Source organism: Weissella sp. MSCH1, assembly GCF_045799135.1.
GTDB lineage: Bacteria > Bacillota > Bacilli > Lactobacillales > Lactobacillaceae > Weissella.
Map to the genome: position 1 here is coordinate 20,686 of NZ_JBJMBA010000032.1, position 13,814 is coordinate 34,499.

13 protein-coding genes and 1 pseudogene are annotated in these 13,814 nt (G+C 45.5%); 13 read left to right on the forward strand and 1 reads right to left on the reverse strand.

Annotated elements, in window-relative coordinates; translation table 11 throughout:
- The first annotated feature begins 138 nt into the window (after window positions 1-138).
- The 11 genes and pseudogenes from ACJ28U_RS03110 (at window position 139) to ACJ28U_RS03160 (ending at window position 10,807) form a co-directional block, all read left to right on the forward strand.
- Window positions 139-2,151 carry a DHH family phosphoesterase gene (locus ACJ28U_RS03110; RefSeq protein WP_407618395.1) on the forward strand — a complete coding sequence of 671 codons (2,013 nt, stop codon included), beginning with the start codon at window positions 139-141 and terminating at the stop codon, window positions 2,149-2,151.
- 20 nt (window positions 2,152-2,171) lie between these two features.
- Entirely contained in the window at window positions 2,172-2,624 is a 453-nt protein-coding gene (rplI, locus tag ACJ28U_RS03115; RefSeq protein ID WP_099088731.1) for a 50S ribosomal protein L9, read from the forward strand.
- A gap of 118 nt (window positions 2,625-2,742) precedes the next feature.
- On the forward strand, window positions 2,743-4,158 hold the full coding sequence (dnaB, locus tag ACJ28U_RS03120) for a replicative DNA helicase (protein ID WP_010371515.1): 1,416 nt from the start codon (window positions 2,743-2,745) through the stop codon (window positions 4,156-4,158).
- Window positions 4,159-4,234: 76 nt separating this feature from the next.
- Window positions 4,235-5,425 carry an MFS transporter gene (locus ACJ28U_RS03125; RefSeq protein WP_085639529.1) on the forward strand — a complete coding sequence of 397 codons (1,191 nt, stop codon included), beginning with the start codon at window positions 4,235-4,237 and terminating at the stop codon, window positions 5,423-5,425.
- Window positions 5,426-5,439: 14 nt separating this feature from the next.
- On the forward strand, window positions 5,440-5,970 hold the full coding sequence (locus ACJ28U_RS03130) for an aromatic acid exporter family protein (RefSeq protein ID WP_010371508.1): 531 nt from the start codon (window positions 5,440-5,442) through the stop codon (window positions 5,968-5,970).
- Window positions 5,971-6,086: 116 nt separating this feature from the next.
- Window positions 6,087-6,317 carry a hypothetical protein gene (locus tag ACJ28U_RS03135; protein ID WP_407618353.1) on the forward strand — a complete coding sequence of 77 codons (231 nt, stop codon included), beginning with the start codon at window positions 6,087-6,089 and terminating at the stop codon, window positions 6,315-6,317.
- 12 nt (window positions 6,318-6,329) lie between these two features.
- Window positions 6,330-7,349 (forward strand): annotated as a pseudogene (locus tag ACJ28U_RS03140) (M20/M25/M40 family metallo-hydrolase); the annotation flags it as partial.
- A gap of 527 nt (window positions 7,350-7,876) precedes the next feature.
- A complete protein-coding gene (locus ACJ28U_RS03145) occupies window positions 7,877-9,052 on the forward strand; it encodes an ATP-binding protein (protein WP_407618354.1) in 1,176 nt (391 codons plus the stop codon).
- Complete coding sequence (locus ACJ28U_RS03150; protein ID WP_407618355.1) at window positions 9,033-10,226, forward strand: VWA-like domain-containing protein; 1,194 nt, start codon at window positions 9,033-9,035, stop codon at window positions 10,224-10,226. Before ACJ28U_RS03145 ends, ACJ28U_RS03150 begins: the two co-directional genes overlap by 20 nt.
- A gap of 1 nt (window position 10,227) precedes the next feature.
- Window positions 10,228-10,515, forward strand: a complete 288-nt coding sequence (locus tag ACJ28U_RS03155; RefSeq protein WP_099088736.1) for a hypothetical protein — start codon at window positions 10,228-10,230, stop codon at window positions 10,513-10,515.
- Complete coding sequence (locus ACJ28U_RS03160) at window positions 10,502-10,807, forward strand: hypothetical protein (RefSeq protein WP_010371493.1); 306 nt, start codon at window positions 10,502-10,504, stop codon at window positions 10,805-10,807. Before ACJ28U_RS03155 ends, ACJ28U_RS03160 begins: the two co-directional genes overlap by 14 nt.
- A 38-nt stretch (window positions 10,808-10,845) precedes the next feature.
- On the opposite strand, the gene ACJ28U_RS03165 is transcribed toward ACJ28U_RS03160, so the two are convergent.
- Window positions 10,846-11,244, reverse strand: coding sequence for a YbaN family protein (locus ACJ28U_RS03165; protein ID WP_010371490.1), 399 nt, complete (start codon window positions 11,242-11,244; stop codon window positions 10,846-10,848).
- A 144-nt stretch (window positions 11,245-11,388) separates the two neighbouring features.
- Between ACJ28U_RS03165 and ispE the strand changes: the two genes are divergently transcribed.
- Window positions 11,389-12,246: a 4-(cytidine 5'-diphospho)-2-C-methyl-D-erythritol kinase gene (ispE, locus tag ACJ28U_RS03170; RefSeq protein ID WP_010371487.1), complete on the forward strand. Its 858-nt coding sequence runs from the start codon at window positions 11,389-11,391 to the stop codon at window positions 12,244-12,246.
- Between the two features lie 249 nt (window positions 12,247-12,495).
- Window positions 12,496-13,551 carry a BMP family protein gene (locus ACJ28U_RS03175; protein WP_010371485.1) on the forward strand — a complete coding sequence of 352 codons (1,056 nt, stop codon included), beginning with the start codon at window positions 12,496-12,498 and terminating at the stop codon, window positions 13,549-13,551.
- Window positions 13,552-13,814: the final 263 nt, after the last annotated feature.

The window sequence follows — 13,814 nt, forward strand, 5'->3', positions numbered from 1 at the left end:
GACAGCGAGCATCGAATCGTTTTTCTTATCCATCAATTAAACATGGAAAACTCATTGAATAGCGGTATAAGTCCTATGGTCGTTCATGGTATACTTAAGAAAGTATTAAATTAAACGGAGTTAGGTTAGGTGAATCACGTGAAAAAGTTGGATGCTTTGCCGGCATTCTTTCAAAATCGGCGCCTTGCTTGGGTTGCCGTCTTAGTTTCATTGATGGCATTGATGGGCGCGATATTAGGGTTCATGGTCAATTGGCTAATTGGATTAGTCTGGTTAGGGTTGGTAGTCTTTGCCTTAATCGTCATCTTTAAAACGTTGCAAATTATTGGGGAAGATACCGCGCATTATATTGAAAATTTGTCTTACCGAGTTAATCGTGGTGAACAAGAAGCCATTATTCAAATGCCACTTGGGGTGATTTTGTTTAATGAACAAGCCGAGATTGATTGGGTTAATCCATATCTGCAGAGTTATCTTGGGGAAGAAATCATTGTTGGTCGCACGCTAACAGATGTTTCGGCTAAGCTTGCTGATGTGATTAAGCGTTGGCCTGATGAAGATAAGCGGGTAACCCGCCTAACTTGGTTAGACCGCACTTTTGATGTGCAAGTTCAGCCTGAATTACGGGCGGTCTATTTGCTTGATGCGACGTCATCTGTGCAATTATCATCAGATTATGAAGCGCACCGTCTCTTTGTGGGAATTGTGTCGCTGGATAATTATGATGAAGTGACTGAAGGCATGAGCGATTCAGATGCGTCAGCGTTGCGTACATTCGTAACGAAGACCCTTTCAGATTGGATGTCTGACCATGCGATATATGTACGCCGTTTATCGGTGGATCGTTATATGTTGATTGGTTACCGTAGTGGCCTACGAGCTGCAGAGTCAGATAAGTTTAATGTCCTGACGACAGTCCGTGAAGCGACGTCAATGCAAAACGCACCGATTACGTTGAGTATCGGCATTGCCTATAAAGAAGAGGCGATTAGTGTGCTAGCTGAAAATGCCCAAGCAAATTTGGACTTGGCATTGGGCCGTGGTGGTGATCAGGTTGTGGTCAAGTCACCAACGGGGGATGCTCGCTTCTATGGTGGTAATACTAATCCAATGGCGAAGCGTACGCGTGTTCGAGCGCGTGTGATTTCTCAGGCGTTGGCGGATTTGATGACGCAAGCAGATCAAATCCTTATCATGGGTCACAAACGGTCTGATATGGACTCGTTTGGGGCGGCCTTGGGTGTGCGTCGTTTGGCCCAGATGCTAGGTAAGCCAGCATGGGTTGTGTACGAAGAGACTGGTCATGAGCACTCAGATATTCAGTTGTTGCTACATGAGTTAAAGCATGACCCCGCTGACGAGACGGCGATGATGACGCCAAGCCAAGTGATTACCGAAGCGACTGAGCGCAGTTTGCTGGTGATGGTGGATCACTCGAAGCCATCAATTTCTGAATCGCGGGATGTGTACAACCATTTGGCCGGTCGAGTGGTGATTATTGATCACCACCGTCGGGGCGAGGAATTCCCTGAAGAGCCACAATTGGTTTACATTGAATCTTATGCATCATCAACGTCAGAATTAGTTACGGAATTGTTTGAGTACCAGCCTCGTCGGGCAAAGGGCTTGTCGAAGATTGAATCAACAGCTATGCTGGCTGGTATTCAAGTGGATACAAAGTCCTTTACCCTACGTTCTGGTACGCGTACGTTTGACGCGGCTAGTTACCTACGTTCGGTGGGCGCTGATGGTAAGATGTTACAGGACTTTATGAAAGAAACTGTGTCATCGTATCGTAAGCGGGCCCACTTGATTGAACGGGCAGAGATTCATGACACCGCAGCGATTGTTGTTGGTGAGAATGATGTACAATATGACTCAGTGGTGGCAGCTCAAGCGGCTGACGCATTATTGCAGATGATTGGTATTGAGTCATCATACGTCATTACGCGACGCGATGATAAAATGGTTGCCGTTTCAGCGCGCTCAACTGGGTCAGTTAATGTACAATTAGTAATGGAAGCAATGGGTGGTGGCGGTCACTTAAGTAACGCAGCTACCCAGGTTGCAGACGTCGCAACAAACGATGTTTACAGCCAACTATTGTCGATACTTGAAGCATCAGACGATAGTGAAGCAGAAGAAAATTAATAAAGTAGAGGTCGATAATCATGAAGGTTATTTTCTTAGAAGATGTTAAGGGTCGCGGTAAGAAGGGCGAAGTTAAAGAAGTTCCTGATGGCTATGCGAACAACTTTTTGATTAAAAACAAGAAGGCTGAACCAGCAACAAATGCGAATGTATCAGCAATGCGTGGCCAAAAGAAGGCTGCTGATCGCGAAGCAGCCGAAGAGAAGGCTGCGGCTGAAGCATTGAAGATGAAGTTGGAAGATGATAAGACGGTGGTTGAGTTGAAGGCAAAGGCCGGAACTGACGGTCGTTTGTTTGGGGCCATCTCATCAAAGCAAGTTGTTGAAGCTTTGAACGACCAATTCGGTTTGAAAATCGATAAGCGTAAGATGGATATGAAGGAACCAATTCGTGCCTTGGGCTACCGTAACGTGACGGTGAAGTTGCACCACGACGTTGACGCCAAGATTCGTATCCACACCGACGAATTGTAAGAAACATGAAAAAGCACTGGGCTAAACGGCCTCGGTGCTTTTTTCTTGATGTTAACGCGGATAGATGTGGCGATATCTGTTACAATAGTTAGTACTGATAAAAAAAGGAGGTCATTCCATGGCAGATGAAACAGAAACTGTCGCGTTGAGCGTGCCACAAGATATCACAGCTGAACAGGCAGTGTTGGGATCAATTTTATTGTCGACAGATCCGCAAGATTTAATTGCCGATTTGATGACGATTTTGGAACCGTCTGATTTCTATCGCACGGCCCATCGTTTGATTTATGCGGCAATTTTGAAGCTTGATGAATCGCAACGCGCAATCGATATATTGACAATTGTCGATGAATTGAATAAAGACAATCAAGTCGAGAACGTTGGTGGAATGGCCTATCTGGCGGAGCTGGCCTCGACGGTGCCGGTTGCTGGTAATGCGTTGTACTACGCCCGAATTGTCCGTGAGAAGTCAATTCGTCGCAATATGATTGATACGTTGCAAAGCAGTTTGACGCAAACGTATGAAGGCGCTGATTCGGTCGATGACGCGGTTGCCGAATTATCAACCAAGTTGGATATGATTAACGGTGGCGAAAAGAGCGCTGACTTTAAGAATATCGCGGACGTGGTTGAGAAGTCATTTGAACAAATTGAACAAAACTCCCGCACGACAGAAACGGTGACGGGATTGGCGTCCGGTTATCCGGCTTTGGATAATCTAACAACTGGTTTTCACGGTGGTGAAATGATTATCGTGGCTGCGCGTCCTGCCGTTGGTAAGACCGCGTTCGTCTTGAACATCGCCCAGAAGGTGGCTGTGGCTGATCCAGATTTACCAGTTGTTGTGTTCTCACTGGAAATGCCGGATACGTCACTGGTTAATCGTATGCTGGCGGCTGAAGGAAATATTAATTCACAGCATATGCGTACCGGTCAACTTGATTCTGAAGAATGGAATGCTTTGGCGGTCGCGATGGGATCGTTGGCGAATACAAAAATCTATATCGATGATACGGCTGGAATTAAGGTAACGGAAATTCGTTCAAAGTTACGCCGTCTTTATAAGCGTGAAGGTAAGCTGGGATTGGTCATTATTGATTACTTGCAGCTGATTGAAGGAACGGGTAGTGAAGGTCGTCAGCAAGAAGTGTCAGCCATTTCACGTGCCATTAAGATGATGGCGATGGAAATGGATGTGCCGATTATTGCGCTATCGCAGTTGTCACGTAGTGTGGAACAGCGTCAAGATAAGCGCCCAATGCTGTCAGATATTCGTGAATCTGGATCAATCGAGCAGGACGCCGACATCGTTGCTTTCTTGTATCGTGAAGACTACTATGAGAAGGCCAACGATGATTCAGATAACCCCAATGACCCGCGCGATGAAGAACAACAGGACGTGGGAGAAATTGAAGTTATCTTGGAAAAGAACCGTTCTGGTGCGCGTGGAACGGCACGCTTATTGTTTGTTAAGTCATACAATAAGTTCTCAAACATTGAGTTCCACGCTGAAGAACCGGGCGGATTCGGTTAAACAATATCGGTTATTAACGGGGTTACCAACTTGGTAACCTCGTTCTTATTTTTGGAAAAAAGGAGATACAGTTATCATGCAAACACAACAAGCCGGCATGTCACTTCGCTGGTTATTAACGGCAAGTTTTATTAATAACGTGGCTTATGGATTTATCTGGCCCTTAACTTCAATTTATCTACATGACCAACTGTATCAGACCTTGGTTGTTATCGGTTGGGTCATGATGGCTAACGCGATTGGCCAGGCGGTTGGTTCACTAGTAAGTGGCCGATTGTTTGACCGATTTGAACCCCGTAAATTGATGCAGTTCGGTACGCTGATGATGATTGTCATTAATTTGCTCTTCATCTTCTTCCATGGCTGGCCAAGTTATGCCGTTATTTTGACGTTAGCCGGTTTCTTCGGTGGTTGGAATACGGCAACGATTAATTCTTACGGGACATATGTACGGAGTCATGATGGCCGTTTTGTCTTCAATATGTTGTACTTTATTAGTAATTTTGGGATGGTGTTTGCGACCGCTGCAGTTGGGCCAATTTATAATTTTGGCATTACCTGGCTATTCTGGTTGGCGCTCGTCATGTATTTAGTACTAATGGCAATTGTACAGTTTACCTTCAAAATTAAGGTGGCGCGTACCCAACAAACTGAGCAAAAACAAACCCTGCGCTTGCCTAAGTGGAATGTCCGCTTAATTTACACGGGTGTTATTGGGTTAGGCGTTTTGTGGATTTCTTATTCGCAGTGGCAGGGAAATCTGTCAATTTACATGTCGAGCATCCTGAAACTGCCGGTTTGGCAGTATTCAATGCTGTGGACCATTAACGGTATTTTGATTGCAATTATTCAATTGGGAATGAATGCCCTGAACCTATCGGCAAACCGTAAATCAATGTTCATTCAGATTTATGCCGGGCTGATTATGTTTGGCCTTGCCTTTATGATTTTGCCGTTTGCAAAGACGTTTACTGGCTTTGCGATTGCAATGGTTGTGACAACCATTGGTGAAGCAACGGCCTTCCCAATGATTCCAGCATTAGTTAATGAGTTATCGCCAATAGAGTTGAAGGGGCGTTATCAGGGGATGACGGCTGCCGCCCCATCTGTTGGTCGCGCAGTGGGACCGTTGATTGGTGGTGCTGTCATAGAACAAAGCGGATATGGTACTATGTTCTATGGTGGAGCAGGCGTTGTGTTTATTGCCTTTATTGGGGTAGCGATCATGATAATGATCGGCTATCGCCACGCCACGCAATATGAATAAAGTGAGGGTCTGCAATGAAATTAGGGATGTTCCGATTGGGGATGCGGACGTTTAAAACGGGACTATCGGTGATGGTTATCATCGCTTTGTTTGCGTTTTTACATCGTGGTAATCCGATGATTGCCTCATTGGCTGCCGTATTTTCATTGCGACAGGACTTTGAAACAACGTTAGAATTTGGTAAGTCGCGTGTAATCGGAAACGCCATTGGTGGTATTTTTGCGATTACCTATTTTTTCGTTTTTGATTTACTGCATGAATCGCAGTGGGTCACAATTATCGTGGTACCGCTATTATTGATGCTATTGATTTCAATTAATGATGGCTTGAATAACAATAAGGGATTAATTGGTTCTGTAGCGGCCTTCTTGATGATTTCGTTAACGATTCCTGAAGGAGCCAGCTATATGTATGCTATTGAACGTGTCTTTGATACGTTCTTAGGTACCGTGATTGCAATTGTGATGAACATTGGCGTTCATCCGCGTGACGCAGCTACGATTGCGGCTGATTTGGCTGATCGCCAACGGCATAGTAAAAAATGATGATCGAAAAGTCTGGCTTAGTGACCTGAATGGGTTGTTAATCCAGGCTTTTTTTGCATATTACCGCAACTTATATTAGAATTACATGAGAAAACTAAGTGTGTGGGGATACAAGTATGCGGGAACAAGATAAGTTAACCATTTTGCGTGATTTGATTGCGCTAAATACAGTTGCGGATAATGAAACATCGGTTGCAATCTATTTACAGGACCTATTGCGTAAGAATGGGATTGATGCACAATTGGTGACAGACGATAATACGAAGCGTGCCAATTTGGTGGCCGAAATTGGGGATGGTCAAGGACCGGTATTGGCATTTGCTGGCCACGCAGATACGGTTCACTAAGGTGATTTAACGACCTGGTCAACAGATCCGTTTACGCTGGTTGAACAAGACGGCCGTTTATATGGTCGTGGTACGACTGATATGAAGGGTGGTTTGGCAGAATATGTGATTGCGATGATTGAACTGCATGAACAAGCTGTCCCACTCCATGGCACGTTACGTTTGTTAGTGACGGTTGATGAGGAAAAGACTGAAGCCGGTGCACGCCTGTTAGCTGAGCGGGGTTATGCGGATGATATCGATGCGATGGTCATCGCCGAGCCGACAGGGGTTGCTTTGCCAGATATTACAGACTATTTCCAAAGTGGTGGTGCAGTAATTGATGAAGCGACCTTGACGGAATTGCAAGCAGCGATTGCAACTGCGACAGCACCGGAGCAACACTTCATCTTTCACGCGCACAAGGGCTTTTTGGCGTATGAAGTAACGGCGACGGGAAAAGCTGCACACAGTTCAATGCCCAAGCTCGGCGTGAATGCGATTGACCACTTGGTAACCTACTACTTAGCCGAGAAGGCATTCTACGACGCCTTGCCAGAGGTTAGTCCAGTGTTGGATCGGACGTTGTACGGGCCGGATGTCATTCGGGGTGGGCAACAACAGAATTCAGTGCCTGACTCAGCAACTTTAACGGTGTTAACCCGAATCATTCCAGAGTTACCGCCAAAAGAATTGATTGCACGATTAGAGCAACTGGTTGCGGATGTAAATGCAACTGATGAAACCATGCAATTGGCCTTGCATGTGAGCGCTTATGATGATGCGGTGGTGACACCAAAAGATAGTCAACTGATTCAATTGATTCAACGGTTGGTGCCAGACTACTTGCCTGAACCAATGGCTGCACCAGCCATTGCGGTATCTTTGGGAACGGACGCTTCACAGTTTATCAAAGCCAATCCGAACTTAGAACTTGCTGTCATCGGACCAGGTAACGCGACAGCACATAAGGCTGATGAGTACGTTGAACGCCAAGCATATTTGGATATGGTTGGCCTCTACGAAGCAATTGCAAAACAATATCTCCAATAAGTTCCCTTTTTGATAGGCGAATATGGATGGGGTCTGTATAATTCATTTATGAATTGATGCTTTGATTGCCAATCGATATGTCAGCCACTCACACCAAACGCGCAAACGTGAGTGCCTAAACCTAATTATTTACCGAGACGAGGCCTTCCTTGGATAAGAAGCGAACAGATGGACGAACCTGTGTCCTTGTTCTTGGTGAATGATTAAGCGATTGCAGACTGAAAGACAACCGAAACACCATGGTAACCAGCAAACGCCAGCTAGACGTTTGCTGGTTTTTTTGTTGGATGTGGCGTTGGTGGTGTCGTGCTAGCGCACGACGCGTGGGCGTGGGGGATTGGCTCCGACAAAGATGACAGTGGGAAACTCCGCCGGCCAATCTTTGGCGAAGTCACACCCCGCCCACCATGCTTCGTCGCAACGCGACGACCGATACAAACTACAATCGACCGAATAACTTTTCATAAGCAAAAGCCGATTAAACAGCGTAAACTAGAAGCAAGATTAAAAGGGTTGAGGTGGCACAAATGGCATTATCATTTAAAGAGTTATTGACGGCAGTACCTGTGGTATTGCGGGGTGGTAACGTTCCAAATATTGTCGGTGAAGCAGGAATTGGTAAGTCAGCCTTAGTTGCTGAAGTGGCCCGTCAAATGGGGGCAACTTTGTTTACGACGGTTGTGTCATTGTCAGAAAAAGGTGACTTGGCAATTCCTGTGCCACCTTTGACAAGCGAGGCTTATGTCGAAACAGAAAAGTATGGTTCGTTAGCCGATGTGCAGTATGGCTACACTCACACATTGATTGAAATTATTGAAACCGCACAAGCGCACCCAGGTCGCCCAATTTTGTGGTTCTTGGATGAATTTAATCGTGGGTCACAAGCGGTGCAAAGTGAATTGATGAATCTAGTGTTGCAACGGCAAATCAATTCGTTGGTGTTGCCTGAGGAAGTAAAGTTAGTGATTGCTGAGAACCCGGATGAAACGATGACTGGATTTGAAAATGCAGATTATGGGGTTGTTGCTGGTGATGCAGCGATCAAGGATCGTACGGTGCGATTGGTGATGAAGGTTGATGTAGCCGATTGGCTTGCCTGGGCTGCTGAAGAAGATGCACAAAAGCAACGTCCACATATTCATGATTTGATACAACGTTATCTCCAAGAGGATGCGACCCAATTGTATCCTGTTGAGCGAGGAGACGATTTGAATCCAACCCCTCGTGCTTGGCAGCGTGTCTCGGATAATTTGTTTGAGTTGCTGGTATTGCCGGAGGAGACGCAACAAGCTTTGGTTTTTGATTTGGTCGCGGGTGATTTGGGTGAAGTTGCAGCGCAACGTTTTGTGCAATTCATGCAAACCAATCAAGAAACATTGACGCCAATGGATATTTTTGTGAGTCAACCTTGGGGTCCGGTAGTGCCCGAAAAGGTGATGCAAACGTACCAAGGTTTACCAGAAGTGCAAAAGTTGGCCTTGCTTAAGTCAACTTTGGTCGCAATTGATGTTGCCCAGCCAGATAATGCCGGGCGATTCGCACAAATTTTAACGGCAACAGCCAAGGATGGTCAGTATGCGATTGTGAAGCAATTGGCTGCTGGTGATGTCTTAGAAAAACTTTATGGCGCAGATGATGAATCAGCGAAGGCGTTGTATCAATTGATTACGAAGGTTGCGGCCTATGACTTATCAGAAGATTGATGAATTGGTTCAGAAAGCCACAATGAAATTGCTTGATGAAAGCCGATTTTATGGTGAAGTCGTCTTGCGATTAAATCGGGTCTACGATGAAACAGTTGGGGGCACGATGGGTTTGTCATGGCAGGCGCCGTTTTGGGAATTGCGAATTAATCCGATTTTATTTGAAGAAGTTTATCATACGGTTGCCGAAGTAAAGGGGGCCCTCACGCATCAGGTGCTACACATGGTGTGGGAACACCCAATTCGATATGCAGATAAAATGAATGAGAACGCAGCTGAAGCCAAAATGGTTGGTCTAGCAACTGACTTAGCGGTTAACCAATATATCCGTGGTGGGTTCCCGGGGGCGCATACCTTGCAAGAGGTGACAGATATGATTGACTTGCAACTGCCGGAATATGCAGATTCAAGCACCTATTACAATTTGTTGCATCCGTTGATGGATACAATTGATAATGAAGGTGCAAGTTCGCAGTTGCCAGGTGATGATCATAAGGGATGGTCAACCGGGGCTGAGGCTGGCGAAGAAGCAGAAGCCGCCTTGCGGAATGTTGTTGCAGATGCTAATCATGATGCCTTGGTTGCTGGTCGTGGGACGATGTCAGGCGAAGTTGAACGGCAAATCGAGCAACTATTAGCACCGCGTCGTAATTGGCGAGGCTTATTGCGGAAGGCTATTAGTAATGTGCCGGCAGATAAACAAGATAGCCGCGCGCGATTTAATCGTCGTCAACCATATCGGATGGAACTGGCCGGAAAAATTGATGCCACACAAACAAATGTCGTTGTATTTATTGATAATTCAGCGTCAATTTCAGACGAGACGGCGATGCGTTTTATGGCTGAAGTTACTCAAATGCAGAAGCAATTGGCGGCGAGTGTCCATTTTTATGCCTTTGATACAGTTGCAACACCAATTGATAAACAATGGCTGGCCAAGGGTCAACGCCGTGCGGGTGGTGGTACTGCATTTGCACCGATATTTGAACAACTGCAACAAGATCGTTATCGTCCTGAAAGTACGGTTGTCGTGATATTTACCGATGGTGATGGCGAGCATGAAATGGCACAGCCGAAGTATCGCCGTTTGGTCTGGGTGCTGCCCGAGGGCGTGGACTTATCATTGACCGAACCGTTCGGTCAGGTCGTGCGATTAACAAAGTGGGAGGACTAGTGTGTTAGATCCATTAATGTTGCGTGCCGTCATTTTACGAGCACCACAATACGAACGTGCAGTAGCGCTATTATGGAACGAGTGGAATCGGTTTGTCGTCAGTCATCCGATTTCACCAACGACAATTGCACTTGATGATGCGCAATTTGCAACTGCTTTGCTTGATGCTGATTTGGTTGCGGAAGCGGCATTGCGCGATACGTCAGCAGAATTTTTAGAAACAAATCAGCAATGGCTAAGCGATGACGCCGTTGCTTGGATAAAGGAGTGGACTGATGGCCGAAACTGATTTGAACCCCATTGATTTACGATCATTTATTAATAAGGACCGTCGTTATGAACGGGCGGAAGCGTTAATTAAGGGGGCTTGGGAAGATTTATTGTTATCACAACCCTGGGGGATGACAACAATTAATATGGCTGATGTCCAGTTCGCGGAAGCATTGTTGCAAGCTGACTTGGTACAACCAGTTAGACAACGATTTGATACGTTTGCGGATGTGCAACAGTTTATCCAACAAAATAGTATGCGATTGACGCCTGATGTGGTGACTAGTTTAAAGAGTCGCTTTGATATGTAAGGCTAACTTAAAAAGCCGTGTCGTAATGACACGGCTTTTTAAGCTTCGTCGTCCTCTTTCACAAGGAACCAGTTGTTCATCCACCAACCACGGTAGAAACCTTCCATGGAAATAATCTGTGACAATGAGGCAAGAACCAAGGTGATTTGGAGCCATAGTTTACCAGATGTAAAGAACGGAATGCTCATCATCGCGGCGGTCACCAAGTAAATCACAATGCGTCCTCGTTGTGAGAGTTTGCGTTGATAGATACCTTCATGAATGTACGTCTTATAGTGTTTATTGTTAATCAGCCAGCTGTGTAGCCGCTCTGATGAACGACCCCAAAAGAAGGCGGTTAGTAAGTAAAATGGGGTGGTTGGTATCCCAGGCACCCAAATTGTGACGGTTCCGATGCCAAAGGTAATCAGACCAGCCAATATGTATAAATAGCGCATAAATCAATGTCCTTTTGGATAGTAGTTTCAGTATAGCAAGGATAACAGTCCGACAAAAGGGAAAATCGACCGGTACGGTAGAATTTCGCAAACCCTTATAAAGTTGCTATAATGAAACAAAAGACTCGAAAGGATGCCATGACCATGGAGATATTGGAACGTGCCTACGCAAAGCTCAATATTAGCCTTGATACCCCGTTTGCCCACGCAGACGGTGAACAAGAGTGGGACATGTTGATGGTCGCAATTGATTTGGCCGATACGGTGACAATCAGAACGACTACGGCGCATACGAATATCATCGTCGATTCGACAAGTGGCTTGTTGCCGTTGAATGAGAAAAACCTGGCCTATCAAGCGGCAGAACTGATGCGGCAGCGGGCTGGCGTTGCGGACGGTGTGGAAATTCATATCGATAAGCATATTCCAGTTGCGGCAGGAATGGGCGGTGGTTCTTCAGATGCAGCCGCTGTCTTAAGAGGGCTCAATAAAATTTGGCAACTGGGCTTAACAGAAGCCCAGTTAGCCGAAATCGGTTTAAAGATTGATGCCGATGTGCCCTTTTGTGTCTACTCGCGCCCTGCCCGAGTGACCGGCCGTGGTGAAGTGGTCGATCCGCTAACGCAAAAATTCCCGCCACTTTGGCTGGTGGTCTCGAAACCTGCTGTAAGTGTTTCAACACCGAAAATTTTGAAAATGATTGATTATGATAGTTTGGTGCATGGTGATATGGGCGGCTTAATGGCAGCGGTTGAAGCTGGTGACTTTAAGACGGCTTTTCATAACATGTTCAATGTGCTTGAACCGGTTACTGCCTCGAAGTATCCGGAAATTATCAAATTAAAAGAAAAAATGCTTAAATTTGGGGCTGAAGCGGTTCAAATGTCAGGTACTGGGCCGACCGTTTTCGCAATTACCGATAAAGCGTCGCGTGCAAAGCGGATTTACAATGCTGTACGTGGCTTTGTGCCCGAAACGTATATGGTGCGACTTGTAAATTAAGTCATAGAGAAGCAGTCAGATATGATTGCTTCTTTTTTGTTCTCGTTAAATGTTCATTTAACGAACGAACATTCGATATTTAAACGTTTAACCTTTTAAAAATGAACATTACAAAAAGTAAATACGTTATATTTGGATAAAACACGAACGAAAGGGTTTACAAGGTCACGAAAGTCAGTTATATTATTCACACAGATGACAAAGTTATCGAAAATTATAGGGTTTTATTCATAAAGGGGAATAATAAACATGGCTTCAAACGTAAAGATGTTGCTTGCTGGTGCTGCGGTGCTGGTTATTGCTGGTGGCGCCTATGCCGCTCTATCTGGAAACAAGTCAGCTTCAGGCGAATCCGACAAGACATCAGTGGCTTTGGTAACTGATGGTGGGGGTGTCGATGACAAGTCTTTCCAACAATCAGCTTGGGAAGGCTTGAAAAAGTGGGGTAAGGAGAACGGCGTTAAGCAAGGCAAGGGTGGTTACACATACTACCAGTCAAAGACGAACGCTGACTTCAAGACGAACTACGATCAAGCGGCAGCAGCCGGATTCAAAAATATTTATGGGATTGGCTTCCAATTGACGTCAACCATTAATGAGGAAGCTAAGAAGCACCCCAAGACAAACTATATGATTGTCGATGATGTTGCGAAGACGCAAAAGAATGTGGTGTCAGTAACGTTCAAGTCTGAACAGTCATCATACTTGGCTGGTGTTGCAGCCGCCAAGACAACTAAGACGAATAAGTTAGGATTCGTCGGTGGCATGGAATCAGCCGTAGTGAAGACTTTCGAAGCTGGTTTTACGGCTGGAGCGAAGTCAGTTAACCCGGACATTCAGGTCGATGCGCAATACGTTGGTAGCTTTACTGATGCCGGTAAGGGTAAGACGATTGCCGCATCAATGTACCAAAACGGCGCTGATGTTATTTTCGCAGCGGCTGGTGGAGCTGGTGCCGGTGTCTTCACAGAAGCTAAGGATTTGAACAGTGAAAAGAAGGCGGCTGATAAGGTTTGGGTTATCGGTGTTGACCGTGATCAAAACGCAGACGGTGCTTACACGGCTAAGGATGGCAAGTCAAACTTTACGTTGACGTCATCAGTAAAGAAGGTTGGCAAGGCTGTTGTTGATGTCACTGAAAAGGCAGCTAAGGATAAGTTCCCTGGTGGTGAGCACTTGGTTTACGGGCTAGACGATAAGGGTGTTGCCGTGACTCGTGGTCACATGTCGGCAGCAACTTGGGATGCTGTTCAAGCGGCTAAGAAGCAAATCATCGACGGTAAGGTAGAAGTACCTGCGAAGTAATTTAAAGTTCGAAAATCACTCATCATAAGGCGTGATGAGTGCTTTTTATTCGTATTTTACACTGTTTGCTATGTTTTATCCTGGAATTTATCGCCTAAAAACGAATGATTATGTTTACAAAACGTTTTGTTCGGGTTATCATTGTGGAGTTGGTTAATTAAAACGTTTAATTAGCGCAAAACACGAACTTTCAATTAATTTATTTTACAAAATAGGGGTTAGTCATGAATCGTAAGGTTGGTTCGTGCACCAGAACGTACATT